We start from the raw sequence: 19,240 nt of genomic DNA on the forward strand, positions 1-19,240 counted from the left end.
CGCGCGCGCGCCATGATCAGGCGGGCTCGCGGGCGAATGCGCGGATGTCGGTCAGCCGCCCCGTGACGCCCGCCGCCGCCGCCATCGCGGGGCTCATCAGATGGGTGCGGCCCTTGTAGCCCTGCCGCCCCTCGAAGTTGCGGTTCGAGGTCGCGGCGCAACGCTCGCCCGGCTTCAGCTGGTCGGGGTTCATGCCCAGACACATCGAGCAGCCGGCCAGCCGCCATTCGAAGCCCGCCTCCAGGAAGACCGTGTCCAGCCCCTCCTCCTCGGCCTGGGCGCGCACCAGGCCCGAGCCGGGCACGACCATGCCCCGCACGCCCGGGGCCAGACGGCGGCCGCGCAGCACGTCGGCGGCGGCGCGCAGATCCTCGATCCGGCCATTGGTGCAGCTGCCGATAAAGACCGCATCGATGGCGATGTCGGTCAGGGGCATGCCCGCCGTCAGGCCCATGTAGTCAAGGCTGCGCCGCGCGGCATCGACCTTGCCGCCCGCGAAGCTTTCGGGGGCGGGGACCGTCGCGGTGATGGGCAGCGCGTCTTCGGGCGAGGTGCCCCAGGTGACGGTGGGGGCGATGTCCTCGGCGCGGATGGTCAGGACCTTGTCGAACTGCGCGCCGTCGTCCGAGAACAGCGTCTTCCACCAGGCGACCGCGGCCTCCCACTGGGCGCCCTTCGGGGCATGGGGGCGGCCTTGGACATAGGCGAAGGTCACCTCGTCGGGCGCGATCAGGCCGGCGCGGGCGCCGCCCTCGATCGCCATGTTGCAGATGGTCATGCGGCCTTCCATCGACAGGTTGCGGATCGCCTCGCCGCAATATTCGATGACATGGCCGGTGCCGCCCGCGGTGCCCGTCTCGGCGATGATGCGCAGGACGATGTCCTTGGCGGTCACGCCGGGGGCGAGGCGGCCGGTGATCTCGACCTTCATGTTCTTCGACTTGCCCTGGATCAGGGTCTGGGTGGCCAGCACATGCTCGACCTCGGAGGTGCCGATGCCGTGGGCCAGCGCGCCGAAGGCGCCATGCGTGGCGGTGTGGCTGTCGCCGCAGACGACGGTCATGCCGGGCAGGGTCCAGCCCTGTTCGGGGCCGACGATATGCACGATGCCTTGGCGCACGTCGTTCACGGGGTAGTAGACCACCCCGAACTCGCGGGCATTGCGGTCCAGCGCGTCGACCTGAATACGGCTTTCTTCGTTGTCGATGCCCTGCTGGCGGTCCAGCGTGGTGGGGACGTTGTGATCGGGCACGGCGATCGTGCGCTCGGGCGCGCGGACGGTGCGGCCGGTCATGCGCAGCCCCTCGAAGGCCTGCGGGCTGGTCACCTCGTGGACCAGGTGGCGGTCGATGTAGAGAAGGCAGGTGCCGTCGTCCTGGCGGTCCACCACATGGGCGTCCCAGATCTTGTCGTAAAGCGTGCGCGGCGCGTGGGCTGCGGGAATGGTCATGGCTGAGGTCTTTCGGCTGTGATGCAGGGTGCAGGGAGGGGCCGGGCATGCGGATGCCCGCGTGCCGTCACCCCCGCGCGGTCACGCAGAGCGTTTCGCCATAGAAGCGCTGCGGCAGGCGCGCGCGGTCATGGATGTCGAAATAACGCATCATCGGCCAAGATTAGGCCAGCCGCGCCCGCCGATCAAGTCATCCCGGGGCGTTCGGGCAAGGAAATTGGCGCAGCCGATTGAGATGGGCCGAAAAGATGCTATGTTGGAGGGAACCCCGGCGCCGGGGGCTATCGGCGCGCGGACCGGAGGATGAAACCCTGTCACAAGACGTCCCGTCGGCCAATCGGCCGACTGCCCCGAATCCAGGACCCAGCAGCGACGAGATCCTGTCGCTGGTCCTGACCTCTCTGGATGACGACAAGGCCGAGGAGGTCATCACCATCGACCTGCGCGGTCGCACGGCCATCGCCGATCACATGGTGATCGCCTCGGGCCGCAGCTCGCGCCAGGTGGGGGCGATCGCCGAGAAGCTGGCCGAGCGGGTCAAGCAGGCCACCGGCCGCTCTCCGCGGATCGAGGGCAAGGATGCCGGCGATTGGGTGCTGATCGACACGGACGACGTGATCGTGCATGTCTTCCGCCCCGAAGTCCGCGATTTCTACCAGCTGGAGAAGATGTGGATGCCCGCCGACGCGCTGGCCCGCGTGCGTGAGCCTGCCCAGCCCTCGGCCTACCAGCCCCAGGACTGATCCGGGCGCCCGGATGCGGATCGACATCGCCGCCGTGGGGCGGCTGAAGACCGGCCCCGAGGCGGCGCTGGTCGCGGATTACCTCGACCGCTTCGCCAGGACGGGCCGGGGCCTCGGCCTGCCGCCCGTGCAGGTCCACGAGGTCGAGGACCGGCGCGCGGGCACCATGGCCGCCGAGGCCGAACTGCTGTCGCGCGCGATCCCGCCCGGCGCTTCCGTCGTGATGATGGACGAGCGCGGCGATCAGCCGACATCCGTGGACTTCGCCGCGCGCCTGGCGGGCTGGCGCGACCAGGCCCGCGACGTCTGCTTCGTCATCGGCGGGGCGGACGGGCTGGATCCCGCTTTGCGCGCCCGGGCCGACTGGCAGATCAGCCTGGGCCGCATGGTCTGGCCGCATCTGCTGGTGCGGGTGATGCTGGCCGAACAGCTCTATCGCGCGGCGACGATCCTCGCGGGTTCCCCCTATCATCGCGCGTGACGCTGCCGCAGCAGGGGGGCCGTCTGCCCCCCGTCGCCGTTCCGGCGACTCCCCCGAGGATATTTTCGTGAAGAAGAAACGCGAGTCTCGGACGCGTGGGCCCCTTTCTTCTTCACGGAAATATCCCGGGGGTCCGGGGGCTGGCCCCCGGTCCGTCGGTTGCTGCTGGCGCCCGCTTTGCGTATGACTGCCAAAACCGCGAGGCCGTCATGACCAAACCCGTGATCCTGTGCATTCTCGATGGCTGGGGCCTGTCCGAGCGTCCCGAGCAGAGCGCCCCCGACCAGGCGGCGACGCCGCAGTTCGACCGGCTGATGCGGGAGAGCCCGAACGCCCGGCTGCTGACCTACGGGCCCGACGTGGGCCTGCCGCGCGGACAGATGGGCAATTCCGAGGTGGGCCATACCAATATCGGCGCGGGCCGGGTCGTGGCCATGGATCTGGGCGCGATCGATCTGGCCATCGAGGAGGGCAGCTTCGGGCGCAACCCGGCGCTGCAGGACTTCATGGCGCGGCTGACGGCCTCGGGTGGGACGGCGCATCTGATCGGCGTGATCTCGGACGGGGGCGTGCATGGCCATCTGACGCATGTCCTGGCGGCGGCGCGGGCCGTGGCGGGGGCGGGGGTGCCGGTCGTCATCCATGCGATCACCGACGGGCGGGATGTGGCGCCCTCCTCCGCGGCGGGGTTCCTGGCGCAGCTGCAGGACGGGCTGCCCGCGGGCGCGCGCATCGGCACGGTCATCGGGCGCTATTTCGCCTTGGACCGCGACAACCGGTGGGAGCGGGTCGAGCGGGCCTATCGCGCCATCATCGAAGGCCGGGGCGAGGCCGCGCCGGATGCCGCCAGCGCCATCGCGACCGCCCATGCGCGGGGCGAGACGGACGAGTTCGTGCCGCCCTTCGTCATCGGCGGCTATGCGGGTGCGCGGGATGGGGACGGGGTGTTCTGCCTGAACTTCCGCGCCGACCGGGCGCGCGAGATCCTGTCGGCCCTGGGCGATCCGGTCTTCGAGGGGTTCGAGACCGGCCCGCGCCCGGACTGGGCGGGGATGCTGGGCATGGTCGACTATTCGACCCGCCACGGCACCTTCATGACCGCCGCCTATCCCAAGCAGCAGGTCAGCAATACCCTGGGGGCCTGGGTGGCCGCGCAGGGGCTGCGCCAGTTCCGGCTGGCCGAGACCGAGAAATACCCGCATGTGACCTTCTTCCTCAATGGCGGGAAGGAGACCCCCGAGCCGGGCGAGGATCGCCACATGCCGCAAAGCCCCAAGGTCGCGACCTATGACCTGGCGCCCGAGATGGCCGCCGAGGAGGTCGCCGACATCCTGGTCGAGGTGATCGGGCAGGACTACGACCTGATCGTGGTGAATTTCGCCAATCCCGACATGGTGGGCCATACTGGCAGCCTCTCCGCCGCCGCGCGGGCCTGCGAGGCGGTGGACCGGGGGCTGGGGCGGATGCTGGAGGCGCTGGACCGGGTGGGCGGCGTCGCCGTCATCTGCGCCGATCACGGCAATTGCGAGCAGATGATCGATCCCGAGACGGGCGGGCCGCACACCGCCCACACGCTGAACCCGGTGCCGGTCATCGTCTACGGCGGCCCGCCGGGCATCCATCTGCGCGACGGGCGGCTGGCTGATCTGGCGCCCACGGTGTTGGAGCTGATGGGGCTGGAAAAGCCCGCCGAGATGACCGGCACAAGTCTGATCACCCGATGAGGATGCGCCTTGTCCTGGCGCTCTGCGCCGCCTGTGCCGCCCCTGCCGTCCTGGCCCCGCCGGCCGTCGCGCAGACCAGCCCCGCCAACCAGGCCGTTGCAGACGCCGAGGCCGCCGCCGCCCTGCTGCGCGCGGCGATCGGACAGCTGGCCCAGGCCGTCAGCGCCGACGATCAGGTCGTGGCCCTGACCGAGGTGATCCGCGGCTATGAGCTGGGCCTGTCGGCGCTGCGCGACGGGTTGCGGCAGGCCAGCGCCCGCGAGGCCGAGCTGCGCGACCGCTTCGAGGCGCAGCGCGGCCAGCTGAGCCGCGTGCTGGGCGCGATGACCGCGCTGCAGCAGAGCCCCGAATCGACGATGCTGCTGCATCCGGCGGGCGCCCTGGCCAATGCGCGCACCGGGATGATCCTGTCGGGCATCACCCCGGGGCTGCGGGCCGAGGCCGAGGCGCTGCAGGCCGATCTGGACGAGATCGCCACCGTGCGCGAGCTGCAGGCCAATGCCGCCGGCATGCTGGGGTCGGGGCTGGATTCGGTGCAGGAGGCGCGGCGTCTGCTGGCCAGCGCGGCGGGCGATCGCAGTTCCATGCCCACGCGCTTTGCCGAGGATCCGCAGGAGCTGCAGGAGCTGCGCGCCGCCGCCGAAAGCCTGAACCAGTTCGCCACCGGCATCTCCAGCATGGAAAAGGACGTGGGTCCGCCGATGGAGGATTTCGAGGGTGCGCAGGGCAGCCTGCCCCTGCCGGTGGTCGGCACGATCCTGCGCCCCTATGACGAACCCGACGCCGCGGGCGTCAGCCGCCCGGGCTGGGTGATCGCCACGGCGCCCGCCGCCTTGGTGCAGACGCCTTGGCCTGCGACGATCCGCTACCGCGGTCCCTTCCTGGATTACGGCAATGTGATGATCGCCGAGCCCGCGCGGGGGTATCTGTTGATCTTCGCGGGCCTCTCTCAGGTGTTCGGAGAGGTGGGCGATGTGCTGAAGGCAGGCGATCCGATAGGGCTGATGGGGGGCACCGAGGCCCCCGCCCAGGAATTCGGGTCGCAATTCGTCTCGGACGCGGCCCGCGGGGCCGAGGCCGGGCGCAGCGAGACGCTGTATCTGGAACTGCGCCGTGGCAACGAAACGCTGGACCCGGCCGACTGGTTTGTGCTCAATCCCGTCGTCGGGCCGCAAGAGGACTGAGGCAGAAAGGCCGCCATGAAACATTATCTGATCGCGGGACTGGGGGGCGTTCTGGCCGGGGCTCTGGTCACAACGCAGTTGGCAGGTCCGCTGCTGGCCCAGGAAACCGGGCGCAGCGCGCCCATCTACGAGCAGCTTGAACTGTTCGGCAACGTCTTCGAGCGGATCCGCGCCGACTATGTCGAGGCGCCCGACGACAAGGAGCTGATCGAGGCGGCCATCAACGGCATGCTGACCTCGCTGGATCCGCATTCGGGCTTCCTGTCGGCGGACGACTATTCCGACATGCAGACGCAGACGCGCGGCAGCTTCGGCGGCCTGGGGATCGAGGTCAGCCAGGAAGAGGGCATGGTCAAGGTCGTGGCCCCCATCGACGACACGCCCGCCGCCAATGCGGGCGTCGAGCCGGGCGATTTCATTACCCATGTGAACGGCGAATCGCTGCTGGGCCTGACGCTGGATCAGGCGGTGGACATGATGCGCGGCCCCATCGGGTCCGAGATCACCATCACCATCCTGCGCGAGGGCGAGACCGAGCCGTTCGATCTGTCCATGGCGCGGGACACGATCAAGCTGACCGTCGTGCGCAGCCGCGTCGAGGGCCATGCGGTCGTGCTGCGGGTCTCGACCTTCAACGACGAGACCTATGACACGCTGCTGGCCGAGCTGGAAAGCGCGGTCGAGGAGGCCGGCGGGATCGACCGGGTCACCGGCTTCGTGCTGGACCTGCGCAACAATCCGGGCGGGCTGCTGAACCAGGCGATCAGCGTCTCGGACGCCTTCCTGGACGCCGGCGAGATCGTCAGCACGCGGGGCCGCAGTTCCGATGAGAGCGAGCGCTGGAACGCCGAGACCGGCGATCTGGCGCAGGGCAAGCCGATGGTCGTGCTGGTGAACGGCGGATCGGCCAGCGCGTCCGAGATCGTCGCGGGCGCGCTGCAGGACCATCGCCGCGCCATCGTGGTGGGCGAGAAGTCCTTCGGCAAGGGCTCGGTCCAGACGGTGATGCCGGTGACCGCCGACAGCGCCATCCGGCTGACCACGGCGCGGTACTTCACGCCCTCGGGCCGGTCGATCCAGGCCCTGGGCATCCAGCCAGACATCCTGGTGGCCCAGCCCCGGCCCGTGCCGACCGATGACGAGGACGAGCCCCGCAGCGAGAGCAGCTTCAGCCGGTCCGAGGCGGATCTGCGCGGCGCGCTTGGCAACGATGTCAGCGACGAATTGCGCCAGCAGATGGAGGAGGAGGCCGCCGAGCTGGAGGCCACCGCCGCGCTGCGCGACGAGGATTATCAGCTGGCCTATGCGGTCGATGTCCTGAAGGGCCTGGCGGCGGTGAACTTCCGCGCCGACCAGGTGCCCGCCGCCGAGACGCCCGCCGTGACGGGCGAGGGCGCGGGGGGCGACGATGACGCGGCCGACCGGGGCTGAGGCCCAGGCGCCCGACCGGACGGGACCGGGGGGCTTGCCCTACCGGCCCTGCGCGGGGGTGGTGCTGATCAACCGCGACGGCCTGGTCTTTGCGGGCCACCGGCTGGACATGCCCGGCGCCTGGCAGATGCCGCAGGGCGGGATCGACGGGGACGAGACCCCGCGCGCGGCCGCGCTGCGCGAACTGACCGAGGAGACGGGCGTGGCCCCGGATCTGGTCGAGGTGCTGGCCGAGACGCCGGGCTGGGTCTTCTACGACCTGCCGCCCGACATGCTGGGCCGCGTCTGGAAGGGCCGCTTCGGCGGGCAGCGGCAGAAATGGCTGTTGCTGCGCTTTCTTGGCGCAGACGGGGATGTGGACATCGAGACCGCCCATCCCGAATTCGACCGCTGGCAATGGATGCGCGCCGGCGATCTGCTGGAGAACATCGTGCCCTTCAAGCGCGCGGTCTATGCCGAGGTTCTGGACGCCTTTCGCGACCATCTGGCCTGAGGAGGGGGGCGCTGCCCCCGTCCTGTCGGACTCCCCCGGGATATTTTCGCCAAGATGAAATCAGGCGGGGGGCGGGGTCTTCCAGCCGTCCTCAAGGATCAGGTCTTCGAGGGGCAGGCGCTTGGCCCAGCCCCGCGCCTGCAGTTCGGGCTGGCGGTAGAGTTCGGTGACATGGCCGAGGCAGAGATAGGCCACCGGCACCACGTGGTCGGGCAGGCGCAGGATGCGGCGCAGGTCGTCCTGGCGGAAGATGCTGACCCAGCCCACGCCGATGCCCTCGGCCCGGGCGGCCAGCGCCAGGTTCTGCGCGGCGCAGGCGGTGGAGTAGAGATCGGTGGCCGGGTCGTGGGTGCGGCCCAGGACATGGTCTCCGCCCCGGCTACGGTCGCAGGTGATGCAGAGGTTCAGGGGCGCCTGCAGGATCCCCTCCAGCTTGAGCGCGGAATAGAGCGCGGCGCGGTCGGGGAAGCGGGCCGCGGCTTCGGCATTGGCGGTCTGGAAGGCGGCATGCAGGCGGGCCCGCAGGGCCGGGTCGCGCAGCAGGATGAAGTTCCACGGCTGCGACAGCCCGACCGAGGGCGCGTCATGCGCGGCCTGCAGCAGGCGGCGCAGGGTGGCCGGATCGATCGGATCGGGGCGGAACTGGCCGCGCACGTCGCGGCGCTCGCGGATCGCGCGATAGACCGCCGCCCGGTCGGCCGGCGGGAACGGCCCCGCCGGGGCGAGGCCGTCGGCCGCGTCGGTCACCGGCGCAGCTGGTCCAGCAGGATCGAGGTCGGGTAGCCGTCGGGCGCCACGCCGATCGAGCGCTGGAAGGCCTGGACCGACTCCATCGTGGCCGAGCCGAAGAGGCCGTCGATCTCGCCCTGATACAGCCCGCGCTGCGCCAGGCGGCGCTGGATCTCCTCGCGCTCGCCGGTCGACAGGGCGCGGTCGTTGCGCGGCCAGGCCCCCTGGATGCCGGACCGGCCCGCGATGCGTTCGGCCAGATAGGCCACGCCGAGCGCGTAGTTGTCCGAGTTGTTGTAGCGCAGGATGGCGCGGAAGTTGTCGCTGATGAAGAAGGCCGGGCCGCGCGCGCCGGCGGGCATGATGATCGAGCCCGACCCGCCGGGCAGCCCGCCGCCGCCCATGGTCCGCACGCCCTGCGCCGACCAGTCGCTGGCCGAGCGGCGGGTGCCTTTCCCGATCAGGCTCATGTTGAAGTTCGAAGGCAGCTGCACCTCGGCCCCCCAGGGCGCGCCGCGCTGCCAGCCGCTGCGGGCCAGATAGGCGGCGGTCGAGGCCAGCGAATCCGTCGGATCCTCGGACCAGATGTCGCGGCGGCCGTCGCCGGTGAAGTCGACGGCATATTCCAGATAGGAGGTCGGCATGAACTGCGTGTGGCCCATCGCGCCGGCCCAGCTGCCCAGCATGTTGGCCGGGTCGGTGTCGCCCGCCTGCAGGATCTGCAGGGCGGCGATCAGCTGGCTCTGGAAGAACTCTCCGCGGCGGCCGTCATAGGCCAGCGTCGTCAGCGAGGGGATGATCTGCATCCGGCCGCGATTGGCGCCGAAGTTGGATTCCATGCCCCAGACCGCCAGCACGACCTCGCGCGGGACGCCGTATTGCGCCTCGATCCGGGCCAGGGTCGGGTTCAGCTGCGCCAGCTTCTGGCGGCCGGTGGTGATGCGGACATCGGACACGGCGCTGTCCAGGTACAGCCAGACCGGGCGCGAGAACTCGGCCTGGCGGCGGTCCAGACGGATCACCTCGGGGTTGTAGCGGGCCAGGGCCATGGCGCGGTCATAGGTCGAAGCCGAGATGCCCGAGGACAGCGCGCGGGGGCGGAACTGCTGGACGAAGGTCTGCAGCCCGGCCTCGTCGCCCGGCGATGCGGCGGGGATCGGGGTGGGGGTCACCGAGGCCTGCGGCGCGACGGGCATGCCGGAGGGCATCCGCGACATGGGCGAGGCGCAGGCCGCCAGCGCGCCGATCAGGGTGGTGGACAGGAAGATGCGGGAAATGCTCATGGGGAAATGCCTGTTCGTGACTGCCGTGGTTTCTTGATGCCGGGTCGCAAGCGCCCGGACTGGTTGATTGACACAACCCTAGCCGAACGGATCGGACTTGGATAGGCCGCGACAGGCGCGGCCGTCGCGTTTCATCTTGGCACAAATATCCCGGGGGGAGTCCCGGAACGGGACGGGGGGCAGCGCCCCCCTGCGCGTCCGACCACGCGCGCGCCATGCTCGCCGGTCAGTTCATCAGCGAATCCGGATCGGCCTCGCCGCCGAACCACGGCACCATCTGCGCGATGATGACCGAGTTCTCGGCCAGCGCGCGGTCCATCAGGGCGCGTTCGGTCTCGTCGATCTCGTGGCCCTCGGCCAGCCGCTCGTCCAGCGTGCCGTAGCCCGAGACGTCCAGGGGCGCCATGTCGGCCTGCTTGAGGATGGCCACCGTCTCGCGCACGGCCTCGCCCTCGTCATGGCCGGCGGCATAGCAGACGAGGCCCGCCCCGGTGGCGCCCTTGGGCAGGCCGTCGCCCGTGCGACGGCCCAGTTCGACGACCAGCGTGTAGACCTTCATGCGTCACTCCATCGGCTTTGCACTGCCTTCGGTGCGCGGCGCGCCCTCGGGCCATTCGGGGGCCTGCCAGTCGCGGCTTCCGCAGCGGGGGCAGGGGGCCGGATCGGCCCGGGTCGGGGCCTCGGCGCCGCATTGGGAACAGCATGTCCGGCCGTCCATCGCAAGCGCCTTGTCGGGTTCGGGGCCGCCATTGATCAGATGGGCGGGGGGCAGGAGCGACAGGCCGGGGGCGGCCTCGCTGCGGCGGAAGACCGAGAGCCCGCCGCCGGCCTCGAGATAGGCGGCGCGCACCTCGCCCAGATTGGCAATGCCGGCCAGGCGCAGCATCGCCTTGATCTCGGCCAGGCCCAGGTCGCGCTGCGTGGCGCCGTCGTGCAGGATGGTGCCGTCGCGGACCAGCATGATCGGGCGCCCGTCGATCAGGTCCTTGGCGCGGTCGAAGCGCACGATCAGCCGGTCGAGGATCTTGTTGACCAGCACCACGATGGTGATGACCGCCATCGCCGCCAGGATCGGCACGTCGGGATAGAACATCGCGTCGCCCACCGCCGAGCCGAGCGCGATGACCAGCAGGAACTCGACCATGGACAGCTGCGCCACGCCGCGCCCGCCGATCCAGCGGATCATCAGGAGCGCGTAGACGTAGATCAGGAGCGTGCGGACCAGGATCTCGGCATAGAAGAGGGGCGGGTGGTCGCCGATGAACATGCGGGCGAGATCGAAGGGGATGACCGGCTGGTCCATGGGCGCCTCGGGCTGGGGAATGCGCCGCTCAACGGCAGGGCGGGGGCGGGGTTCCGCCGGGGGGCGGTCGTGGGTCAGGGGGGGCGAGGAGGGGGGCGCTGCCCCCCGTCCTGCGGACTCCCCCCGGGATATTTGGGCCAAGATGAAAGGGCGGGGGCGGGAGGGGGGTCGGGGGCGGGGTGAACCGGGGGGCCCGTGGGGCGTTGGGGGCGGGCAGGAACAGGGAGGTCGTGATGACCCAACCGATGATGACCCAACCGATGATGACATTGAACGATGGTCGCCGGATGCCGCAGATGGGCACCGGGATCTGGCAGATTTCCGACGAGGCGACGCCAGGGGTGGTCGCGCGGGCGCTGGAGCTGGGCTATCGGCTGATCGACGGCGCGGCGGCCTATGGCAACGAGCGCGGGCTGGGGCAGGGGATCCGCGACAGCGACGTGGCACGGGACGAGGTCTTCGTCACCTCGAAGCTGTGGAACGACGCGCAGGGCCATGACGCGGCGCTGCGGGCCTTCGACGCGACGATGGCGCGGGTCGGGCTGGACCATCTGGACCTGTACCTGATCCACTGGCCGCTGCCCCTGATGGACGCCTATGTCGACACCTGGCGGGCGCTGATCCGGCTGCGCGACGAGGGGCGCGTGCGCTCGATCGGGGTGGCGAACTTCCACGAGGCGCATCTGGCGCGGCTGATCGACGAGACCGGGGTCGTGCCGGCGCTGAACCAGATCGAGCTGCATCCCTCGCTGACGCAGGCGCCGCTGCGGGCGGTGAATGCGAAATTGGGCGTGGTCACGCAGAGCTGGACGCCCCTGGGGCGGGGCGACAGCTTCGCGGCGCCTGCGGTGACCGGGGCGGCAGCGCGGATCGGCTGCAGCCCGGCGCAGGTGATCCTGCGCTGGCATATTCAGCACGGGCTGTCGGTCATTCCGAAATCCGAGAACCCCGAGCGGCTGGCCGAGAACCTCGCCGCGCTGGACATCCGGCTGACCGAGGACGAGATGGCGGCCATCGACGCGCTGGACCGGGGCCATCGCACCGGGCCCGATCCCGACACCTTCGATTACCGTCAGTCCTTGTGATCCAGCAGGCGGCGCATCAGCGGGCTGGCCGGGTCGGTCAGCCCGTCGATCACGTCGAAATGGTGGCGGCCCGGGGCGATGACGCATTCGGTGGCCACCCCCAGCCCCGCCCAGGCATCGGCCAGAAGCCGGGCTTGGCGGATGAATTCAGGCCGTTCGGCCGCGCCGACCCAGGTGGTGACGGGGATGCCCATGCGCGGCGTCAGCAGCGCCGGGCTTTCGGAAAGCGCCTCCTCGGGATCCAGGCGCAGCTTCTGGTTCATCGCGGTGCGCAGCAGCGGGCGCAGGTCGCTCAGCGGCGAGATGGGCACGCAGGCCGTGATCCGTGCCGCCAGGCGGTCGGGCAGCACCCCCTCGCAGACCATGCGGGCGGCGAGGTGGCCGCCGGCGGAATGGCCGGTCAGCACCACCGGGCCCGCGACGTTGAAGGCGGCCTTGGCCACGGCGCGCGCGATGTCCGAGGTCATCTGCGCGATCCGGACGCGGGGCGCCAGGCGATAGGCGGGGATCGCGCAGGCCCAGCCCAGGGCGATCGCGCCCGCCGCCAGATGCGACCAGGTGCTGGGATCGAAGCGCATCCAGTAGCCGCCATGGACGAAGACCAGCAGCCCCTTGGGCGTGCTGGCCGGCAGGAACAGGTGGCCGCGCCCCAGGGGCAGCGGGCGGTGGGCGGCGCGGAAGGCCGCCGCCGCCGCGGTCCAGCGCGGCAGGAAGGCCTCGGCCTCGGGGATATGGGCGCCATTGGCGTAGGCGTCGTCCCAATCGGTGATCTGGTACAGCATGGCGGCCCCTCTTTCCGGCAGCCAAGCGCGCTGCTAGCGTCAGGTCAAGAGGGAGCCTAAAATGTCCGATTTTATCAAGACCCGCGCCGCCTTTCACCTGCCCCGGGGCGTCACCTATCTGGACGGCAATTCCCTGGGTCCCATGCCGGTCGCGGCCCAGGGCCGGGTGGCCGGGATGATGGCCGCGGAATGGTCCGAGATGCTGATCGGCGGCTGGAACAAGGCCGGCTGGTATGCCCAGCCCCGGCATGTGGGCGACCGCGTGGCGCGGCTGATCGGGGCGGGCCCGGGCGAGGTGGTGATGGGCGACACGCTGTCCATCAAGGTCTTCCAGGCGCTGAGCGCGGCGCTGGCGCTGCGGCCCGACCGGCGGGTGATCCTGTCGGACAGCGGCAACTTCCCTTCGGACCTGTACGTGGCGCAGGGGCTGGCGCGGGCGATGGGCGCGACCCTGCGCGTCGTGGCCCCCGAGGAGGTCGAGGCCGCGCTGGACGACAGCGTGGCCGTGATGATGCTGACCGAGGTGGATTACCGCACCGGGCGGCTGCACGACATGGCGGCGCTGACCGCGCGGGCGCATGCGGCCGGGGCGCTGGCCATCTGGGATCTGGCGCATTCGGCGGGGGCGGTGGACGTGGACCTGACCGGGGCGGATGCGGATTTCGCGGTGGGCTGCACCTACAAGTATCTCAATGGCGGGCCCGGCGCGCCGGCCTTCATCTGGACCCATCCGCGCCATGCGGACGATGCGCAGCCGATCCTGCAGGGCTGGATGGGCCATGCCGCCCCCTTCGCCTTCGACCCCGAGTACCGCCCCGCCCCGGGGATCGAGCGGATGCGGGTGGGCACGCCCCCGGTCATCGCCATGACCGCGCTGGAGGCCGCGCTGGATGTCTGGGAGGGGGTGTCGCTGAGCGACCTGCGCGCGCGCTCGATCGAACTGACGCAGGCCTTCATCGCGGGCGTCGAGGCCGAATGCCAAGGACTGGTCCTGAACAGCCCGCGCGATCCCGCGCGGCGCGGATCACAGGTGGGGTTTTGCCACCCGCAGGGCTTTGCGGTGATGCAGGCGCTGATCGCCGCCGGGGTCGTGGGCGACTTTCGCGCGCCCGACGTGCTGCGCTTCGGCTTCGCGCCGCTCTACAACGATCTGGAAGATGTGAACCGAGCGGTTTCGATTCTTGCCCGAATCTTGCGCGATGGCAGCTGGGATCATGACGATTATCACCGCAAGGCAGCGGTGACCTGAAGTCAGGGGGCTTTTCAACCCCCGCGAAAGGGATGACATATCGGGGGTACCGAGTCGGAGGGTCCCCGGGATGTTCAAGCTGTCTTCCGCGGGCCTGTGCCTGGCGGTCCTGTCGGCGTTGGCGCCCGGGGCCCGGGCCCAGGACATCCCCGACCTGCGCGTGCAGATCGTGATCGCCCGGACCGAACCCCTTGCCCTCGACGTGCAGCTGTCCGGCCAGATCGAGGCCGTGGACACGCTGGATCTGGGCTTTCGCCAGGGCGGGCGCGTGACCGAGGTGCTGGTGGCCGAGGGCGACCGGGTGGCGGCGGGGCAGGCGCTGGCCCGGCTGAACGCGGTGCAGCAGGATCAGGCGCTGAACGTGGCCGAGGCCGGGCTGGCCGCCGCGCGCGCCGGGGCCGAGCAGGCGCGCCAGGCGCGCGACCGCGCCGATGCGCTGCTGACGCGCGGCGTGGGCACGCGGGCGGCGGCGGATCAGGCCGAACAGGCGCTGTCCCAGGCCGTGGGCGCGCAGGAGCGCGCCGAGACCGCCGTCGAGCAGGCCCGCCGCGCACTGGACGACGCGGTGCTGCGCGCGCCTGCCGAGGCGGTGGTGACCGCGAAATCCGTGACGCCGGGGCAGGTCGTGGCCGCCGCCCAGCCCGTGATCGAGCTGGCGGCGCTGTCGGGGCTGGAGGCGGTGTTCCAGGCGGCCGACGATCCCGCCCTGCGCGAGATCCCGGGCCGCCGGATCCGGCTGGAGACGCTGGACATCGACCGCCCCGACATGACCGGGACGGTGACCGAGGTCTCTCCTCTGGTCGATCCCGAGACGGGGACCGTCACGGTGCGCGCGCGCATCGAGACGCAGGCGCAGGCGACGGGGCTGCTGGGCGCCTCGGTGCGCGGGCATCTGCAGGTGGCGCGCGATGACGGGGTGGTCGTGCCTTGGACCGCGCTGATGCGGCAGGGCCACGGATCGGCGGTCTGGACGGTGGACGCGGAGGACCGCGTGGCGCTGACCCCGGTGCGGATCGCGCATTTCGGGGATGGCACGATCTATGTGGCCGAGGGGCTGGCCGAGGGGCAGCGCGTGGTGGGGGACGGCTCGCAGCTGCTTTACCCGGGGCGCCGCGTGCAGGCGGCCGGGGTGGCGCCGTGAGGGTGCTGGTCCTGGCGGCGCTGCTGTCGGTGGCCTCGGGCCCGGGGGCGGCGCTTGGCCTGCCCGACTGGCTGGATTTCGGCCTGCATGCCGAAGAAACTCCCGGGCCGCCGCGCCCGGTGGTCAGCGTGATCCTGGCCGACCGCGACACCGAGGCGCGGGGCATCCCGGGCATCGTCGAGGCGCGCAGCCAGGTGCAGCTGGGCTTCCAGGCGTTGGGGCGGATGATCGCCCGCCCCGCCGATCTGGGCGACAAGGTCGCGCAGGGCCAGCTGCTGGCGCAGCTGTCGACCGACGATCTGGTGGCCAGCACCCGCGCCGCCCGCGCGGCCTTGGACACCGCCGAGGTGGCCGACCGCACCGCCCGCGCCACGCTGGAGCGCACGCAGGCGCTGGCCGAGCGCAACGTCGCCTCGAATGCGCAGCTGGAACAGGCGCAGCAGGCCGCCAGCGCGGCGCAAGCGGCGGTGGAACAGGCGCGGTCGGAACTGGCGCAGGCCGAGGATGCCGAGGGCTTCGCCCGGATGACCGCCCCCTTCGACGGGGTGATCAGCGCCATCTATGAGGCGCCGGGCGCGGTGGTGGGGGCCGGGGCGCCGGTCCTGCAGCTGTCGGCCGAGGATACGCCCGAGGTGGTCATCGACCTGCCCGAGCCGGCGCTTCTGGGGCTGGAGACCGGGGCGGGCTTCACCGTCTGGCACCGCAACGATCCCGACACGCAGATCCCGGCCACGCTGGACCGCATCGATCCCATCGCCGACAGCGCCACGCGTACCCGGCGGCTGTACCTGACCCTGCCGCCCGACGCGCCCTTCCGGCTGGGCGCGCTGGTGCGGGTGCGCTTTGGCACGCGCGACGCGCCCTCGCTGTCGCTGCCCGCCGAGGCGCTGGTCACGACCGACGATGGCAGCGCCGTCTGGCGCGTCACCCGAGACGGCGAGATGGCGCATGTCGAACCGGTCCCGGTCGAGGCCGCCGCGCCCTTCCGGGGCCGCGTGTCCGTCACCTCGGGCTTGCGGACCGGCGACGAGATCGTCATTCGCGGCGTCTCATCCCTGGCCCCCGGCCAGCAAGTCGGCCGGAGGCTGGAGCCGTGACGAAATTCAACCTGTCGGACTGGGCGCTGAAGCATCGCAGCTTTGTCTGGTTCCTGCTGATCGTGTCGATGATCGCGGGCACGATCAGCTATCTGAACCTCGGGCGCGAGGAGGATCCCGACTTCACCATCAAGACGATGATCATCGGCGCGGCTCTGCCCGGCGCCACCATCGACGAGACGCTCAAGCAGGTCACCACCCGGATCGAGACCAAGCTGGAGGAGCTGGACGAGCTGGACTTCACCCGCTCGGTCACCATGCCGGGGCAGGCGGTGGTCTATGTGGAGCTGGACCCCACCATCCGCGGCCCCGCCGTCCCCGAGGTCTGGAAGCGCGTGCGCGAGATGATGGGCGACATCCGCCCGGATTTCCCGCAGGAATTCGCGGGCTTCCAGTTCAACGACAATTTCGGCGACGTGTTCGGCAACATCTATGCCTTCACCAGCGACGGCTTCACCCCGCGTGAGCTGCGCGACCGGGTCGAGGCGATCCGCCGCCAGGTCGCGGCGCTGGACGCCGCCGGCAAGACCGAGCTGCTGGGCGTGCAGGACGAGCAGATCTTCCTGGAATTCTCGGTCGCCCGGCTGGCGGCCCTGGGGCTGAACCAGGCGCAGGTGATCGCCACGCTGGCCCAGCAGAACGCCATTGCCCCCTCGGGCGTGATCGAGGCGGGGCCCGAACGCATCCTGGTGCGGGTGGGCGGGCAGTTCGACACCGCCGACGCGATCGAGGCGGTGAACCTGCGCGTGGGCCAGCGCTTCTTCAACCTGGGCGACGTGGCGACGGTCACGCGCGGCTATCAGGATCCGCCCTCGTCGCTGTTTCGCTACAACGGCCAGCCGGCCATCGGGCTGCAGATCGGCATGCGGCAGGGCGACAACATCCTGGATTTCGGCGCCGAGCTGGAGGCGCTGATGGACCGCATCGCCGCCGACCTGCCCATCGGCATCGAGATGGCCAAGATCGCCGACCAGCCCCATGTGGTCGAGGAGGCGGTGGGCCATTTCGTCACCGCCCTGGCAGAGGCCGTGGCGATCGTGCTGGTCGTCAGCTTTATCAGCCTGGGCCTGCGCGCCGGGCTGGTGGTGACGCTGACCATCCCGCTGTGCCTCGCCATCACCTTCGTGATCCTGGATCTCTACGGCATCACCCTGCAGCGGATCTCGCTCGGCGCGCTGATCATCGCCCTGGGCCTGTTGGTCGACGACGCGATGATCGCCATCGAGACGATGATCTCGCGGCTCGAGATCGGCGAAAGCCTGACCGATGCGGCCAGCTATGCCTGGACCTCGATCGCCTTCCCGATGCTGACGGGCACGCTGGTCACGGTGGCGGGCTTCATCCCGATCGGGCTGAACAGCTCGGCGGCAGGCGAGTTCACCTTCTCGCTGTTCGTGGTGATCGCGGTGTCGCTGGTCGTGTCCTGGATCGTGGCGGTGCTGTTCGCGCCGCTGCTGGGCGTGACCTTCCTGCGCGCCGACATGGGCCATCACGCCAAGGGGCCGGGGCGGCTGCGGCGCGGGTTCCATCGGCTGCTGCGGGGCGCGATGCGCTGGAAGTGGCTGACCATCGCGGTGACGCTGGCGATCTTCGCGACCTCGGTCTGGGGGATGCGCTTCGTCGAACAGCAGTTCTTCCCGACCTCGGACCGGACCGAGGTGCTGGTCGACATCACCGGACGCCAGAACGTCTCGATCGGGCGCACCCGCGCCGACATGGACCGGCTGGAGGCCAGCCTTTCGGACAATGACGACGTGCTGTTCTGGACCTCCTATGTGGGGTCGGGGGCGCCGCGCTTCGTGCTGTCGATGGACGTGCCGACGGCGGGGCCGCATATGGGCCAGATCGTCATCCAGACCCCGGACCTGGCCGCGCGCGACCGCGTCAAGGCGCAGCTGAACCTGCTGGCCGCCGAGGAATTCGCCGGCACCGACATCTATGTCAAGAACCTCGAGATCGGACCGCCGGTGGGCAAGCCCGTGCAGTATCGCGTGACCGCGCCCGATGCCGATGCGGCCCGCGATGCGGCGCGGGGTCTGGCCAGCGTGCTGGCGACCGAGCCGCGCCTGCGCGACATCGCGCTGGACTGGAACGAGCCCGCGCGCATGGTGCGGCTGGTCGTCGACCAGGACCAGGCCCGCAGGCTGGGCGTGACCAGCGGCGACATCGCGCAGGCGCTGTCGGCGCTGTTCAGCGGGGCGGGCGTCACGCAGCTGCGCGACGACATCTTCCTGATCGACGTGGTGGCGCGGGGGGCGGCGACCGACCGGCAGTCCCTGGCCTCGATCCGCAACCTGCAGCTGAACCTGACGGAGGGGCCGAACGTGCCCCTCTCGGCGCTGGTGACGCTGGAATACGGCTCCGAGCAGCCGCTGATCCTGCAGAGGAACGGGCTGCCCACGGTGACCGTCAAGGCGGCCATCGCCACCATCGACCAGCCCGCGACGCTGGTGACGGCGCTGGCCGGGCGGGTGGCCGAGTATCAGGCCGGCCTGCCCGCCGAGGTGCGGGTCGAGGTCGGCGGCTCGGTCGAAAGCTCGGCCGACAGCCAGGCGCCGATCGCGGCGGTGGTGCCGGTGATGCTGCTGATAATGGCGGTGCTGGTGATGGCGCAGATGCAGGGGTTCCGCGTGGCGCTGGTCGTCTTCGCCGCCGCCCCCCTGGGGCTGATCGGCGTGGTCGCGGTGCTGGTGCCCTTCGGCGTGCCTTTGGGCTTCGTGGCGATCCTGGGGATCCTGGCGCTGATCGGCATCCTGATCCGCAACTCGGTCATCCTGGTGCACGAGATCCAGGAGCTGCTGCACAAGGGCCGGACGCAGTGGCAGGCGGTGTTCGAGGCCTCGGACAGCCGTGCCCGCCCGATCCTGCTGACGGCGGCGGCCGCCTCGCTGGCGCTGATCCCGATCTCGCGGCAGGTCTTCTGGGGCCCGATGGCCTTCGCCATGATGGGCGGCATCGTCGCCGGCACGCTGATCACGCTGGTCTTCGTCCCCGCGCTCTACTGCGCCGTCTTCCGCGTCAGCCCCCCGAAACCCGAAACGCCTTCTTCTTCATGAAAATATCCC

17 protein-coding genes are annotated in these 19,240 nt (G+C 70.8%); 11 read left to right on the forward strand and 6 right to left on the reverse strand.

Annotation, left to right across the window (positions count from 1 at the left end; all coding sequences use genetic code 11):
• Positions 1–16 precede the first annotated feature (16 nt).
• Complete coding sequence (gene leuC, locus E4191_RS01195) at positions 17–1,450, reverse strand: 3-isopropylmalate dehydratase large subunit (RefSeq protein WP_135311782.1); 1,434 nt, start codon at positions 1,448–1,450, stop codon at positions 17–19.
• A gap of 248 nt (positions 1,451–1,698) precedes the next feature.
• Here leuC and rsfS point away from each other — a divergent pair, with 248 nt between their 5' ends.
• From rsfS to E4191_RS01225, 6 genes are all read left to right on the forward strand, one after another.
• Positions 1,699–2,193, forward strand: coding sequence for a ribosome silencing factor (gene rsfS, locus E4191_RS01200; protein ID WP_135311783.1), 495 nt, complete (start codon positions 1,699–1,701; stop codon positions 2,191–2,193).
• Between the two features lie 13 nt (positions 2,194–2,206).
• Positions 2,207–2,674 (forward strand): 23S rRNA (pseudouridine(1915)-N(3))-methyltransferase RlmH, encoded by a 468-nt coding sequence (gene rlmH, locus E4191_RS01205; protein ID WP_135311784.1) that lies wholly within the window; start codon positions 2,207–2,209, stop codon positions 2,672–2,674.
• Positions 2,675–2,883: 209 nt separating this feature from the next.
• On the forward strand, positions 2,884–4,398 hold the full coding sequence (gene gpmI / locus E4191_RS01210; RefSeq protein WP_135311785.1) for a 2,3-bisphosphoglycerate-independent phosphoglycerate mutase: 1,515 nt from the start codon (positions 2,884–2,886) through the stop codon (positions 4,396–4,398).
• Positions 4,395–5,582 (forward strand): murein hydrolase activator EnvC family protein, encoded by a 1,188-nt coding sequence (locus E4191_RS01215; protein ID WP_135311786.1) that lies wholly within the window; start codon positions 4,395–4,397, stop codon positions 5,580–5,582. Before gpmI ends, E4191_RS01215 begins: the two co-directional genes overlap by 4 nt.
• Before the next feature lie 15 nt (positions 5,583–5,597).
• Positions 5,598–7,013, forward strand: coding sequence for a S41 family peptidase (locus tag E4191_RS01220; RefSeq protein ID WP_135311787.1), 1,416 nt, complete (start codon positions 5,598–5,600; stop codon positions 7,011–7,013).
• A complete protein-coding gene (locus tag E4191_RS01225; protein WP_135311788.1) occupies positions 6,991–7,506 on the forward strand; it encodes an RNA pyrophosphohydrolase in 516 nt (171 codons plus the stop codon). The genes E4191_RS01220 and E4191_RS01225 overlap by 23 nt, the downstream gene beginning before the upstream one ends.
• 60 nt (positions 7,507–7,566) lie before the next feature.
• Here the strand turns inward: E4191_RS01225 and bluB are convergent, their stop codons facing one another.
• The 4 genes from bluB to E4191_RS01245 form a co-directional block, all read right to left on the reverse strand.
• Positions 7,567–8,253, reverse strand: a complete 687-nt coding sequence (gene bluB, locus E4191_RS01230) for a 5,6-dimethylbenzimidazole synthase (protein WP_135311789.1) — start codon at positions 8,251–8,253, stop codon at positions 7,567–7,569.
• Positions 8,250–9,518, reverse strand: a complete 1,269-nt coding sequence (locus E4191_RS01235) for a lytic murein transglycosylase (RefSeq protein WP_135311790.1) — start codon at positions 9,516–9,518, stop codon at positions 8,250–8,252. The genes bluB and E4191_RS01235 overlap by 4 nt, the downstream gene beginning before the upstream one ends.
• 226 nt (positions 9,519–9,744) lie before the next feature.
• Positions 9,745–10,077 (reverse strand): hypothetical protein, encoded by a 333-nt coding sequence (locus E4191_RS01240; protein ID WP_135311791.1) that lies wholly within the window; start codon positions 10,075–10,077, stop codon positions 9,745–9,747.
• Positions 10,078–10,080: 3 nt separating this feature from the next.
• Positions 10,081–10,821 carry a YetF domain-containing protein gene (locus tag E4191_RS01245; RefSeq protein ID WP_135311792.1) on the reverse strand — a complete coding sequence of 247 codons (741 nt, stop codon included), beginning with the start codon at positions 10,819–10,821 and terminating at the stop codon, positions 10,081–10,083.
• A gap of 233 nt (positions 10,822–11,054) precedes the next feature.
• Here E4191_RS01245 and E4191_RS01250 point away from each other — a divergent pair, with 233 nt between their 5' ends.
• Positions 11,055–11,906, forward strand: a complete 852-nt coding sequence (locus E4191_RS01250) for an aldo/keto reductase (RefSeq protein ID WP_228461435.1) — start codon at positions 11,055–11,057, stop codon at positions 11,904–11,906.
• Here E4191_RS01250 and E4191_RS01255 read toward each other — a convergent pair.
• Positions 11,894–12,688 carry an alpha/beta hydrolase gene (locus E4191_RS01255; protein WP_135311793.1) on the reverse strand — a complete coding sequence of 265 codons (795 nt, stop codon included), beginning with the start codon at positions 12,686–12,688 and terminating at the stop codon, positions 11,894–11,896. The two genes, E4191_RS01250 and E4191_RS01255, sit on opposite strands and share 13 nt — an antisense overlap.
• Before the next feature lie 61 nt (positions 12,689–12,749).
• Here E4191_RS01255 and kynU point away from each other — a divergent pair, with 61 nt between their 5' ends.
• The 4 genes from kynU (at position 12,750) to E4191_RS01275 (ending at position 19,231) form a co-directional block, all read left to right on the forward strand.
• Positions 12,750–13,937, forward strand: a complete 1,188-nt coding sequence (kynU, locus tag E4191_RS01260) for a kynureninase (RefSeq protein WP_135311794.1) — start codon at positions 12,750–12,752, stop codon at positions 13,935–13,937.
• 70 nt (positions 13,938–14,007) lie between these two features.
• Entirely contained in the window at positions 14,008–15,078 is a 1,071-nt protein-coding gene (locus tag E4191_RS01265; protein WP_135311795.1) for an efflux RND transporter periplasmic adaptor subunit, read from the forward strand.
• Entirely contained in the window at positions 15,075–16,175 is a 1,101-nt protein-coding gene (locus tag E4191_RS01270) for an efflux RND transporter periplasmic adaptor subunit (RefSeq protein ID WP_135311796.1), read from the forward strand. The genes E4191_RS01265 and E4191_RS01270 overlap by 4 nt, the downstream gene beginning before the upstream one ends.
• Positions 16,172–19,231: an efflux RND transporter permease subunit gene (locus E4191_RS01275; RefSeq protein WP_135311797.1), complete on the forward strand. Its 3,060-nt coding sequence runs from the start codon at positions 16,172–16,174 to the stop codon at positions 19,229–19,231. The genes E4191_RS01270 and E4191_RS01275 overlap by 4 nt, the downstream gene beginning before the upstream one ends.
• Positions 19,232–19,240 lie beyond the last annotated feature (9 nt).

Source organism: Paracoccus liaowanqingii (assembly GCF_004683865.2).
Taxonomy (GTDB): Bacteria; Pseudomonadota; Alphaproteobacteria; order Rhodobacterales; family Rhodobacteraceae; genus Paracoccus; species Paracoccus liaowanqingii.

Bases quoted from the DNA above. Each gene is read 5' to 3' on its own strand.
- leuC (WP_135311782.1), bottom strand. From the start codon at position 1,450: ATGACCATTCCCGCAGCCCACGCGCCGCGCACGCTTTACGACAAGATC.
- rsfS (WP_135311783.1), top strand. From the start codon at position 1,699: ATGCTATGTTGGAGGGAACCCCGGCGCCGGGGGCTATCGGCGCGCGGA.
- rlmH (WP_135311784.1), top strand. From the start codon at position 2,207: ATGCGGATCGACATCGCCGCCGTGGGGCGGCTGAAGACCGGCCCCGAG.
- gpmI (WP_135311785.1), top strand. From the start codon at position 2,884: ATGACCAAACCCGTGATCCTGTGCATTCTCGATGGCTGGGGCCTGTCC.
- E4191_RS01215 (WP_135311786.1), top strand. From the start codon at position 4,395: ATGAGGATGCGCCTTGTCCTGGCGCTCTGCGCCGCCTGTGCCGCCCCT.
- E4191_RS01220 (WP_135311787.1), top strand. From the start codon at position 5,598: ATGAAACATTATCTGATCGCGGGACTGGGGGGCGTTCTGGCCGGGGCT.
- E4191_RS01225 (WP_135311788.1), top strand. From the start codon at position 6,991: ATGACGCGGCCGACCGGGGCTGAGGCCCAGGCGCCCGACCGGACGGGA.
- E4191_RS01235 (WP_135311790.1), bottom strand. From the start codon at position 9,518: ATGAGCATTTCCCGCATCTTCCTGTCCACCACCCTGATCGGCGCGCTG.
- E4191_RS01240 (WP_135311791.1), bottom strand. From the start codon at position 10,077: ATGAAGGTCTACACGCTGGTCGTCGAACTGGGCCGTCGCACGGGCGAC.
- E4191_RS01245 (WP_135311792.1), bottom strand. From the start codon at position 10,821: ATGGACCAGCCGGTCATCCCCTTCGATCTCGCCCGCATGTTCATCGGC.
- E4191_RS01250 (WP_228461435.1), top strand. From the start codon at position 11,055: ATGACCCAACCGATGATGACCCAACCGATGATGACATTGAACGATGGT.
- E4191_RS01255 (WP_135311793.1), bottom strand. From the start codon at position 12,688: ATGCTGTACCAGATCACCGATTGGGACGACGCCTACGCCAATGGCGCC.
- kynU (WP_135311794.1), top strand. From the start codon at position 12,750: ATGTCCGATTTTATCAAGACCCGCGCCGCCTTTCACCTGCCCCGGGGC.
- E4191_RS01265 (WP_135311795.1), top strand. From the start codon at position 14,008: ATGTTCAAGCTGTCTTCCGCGGGCCTGTGCCTGGCGGTCCTGTCGGCG.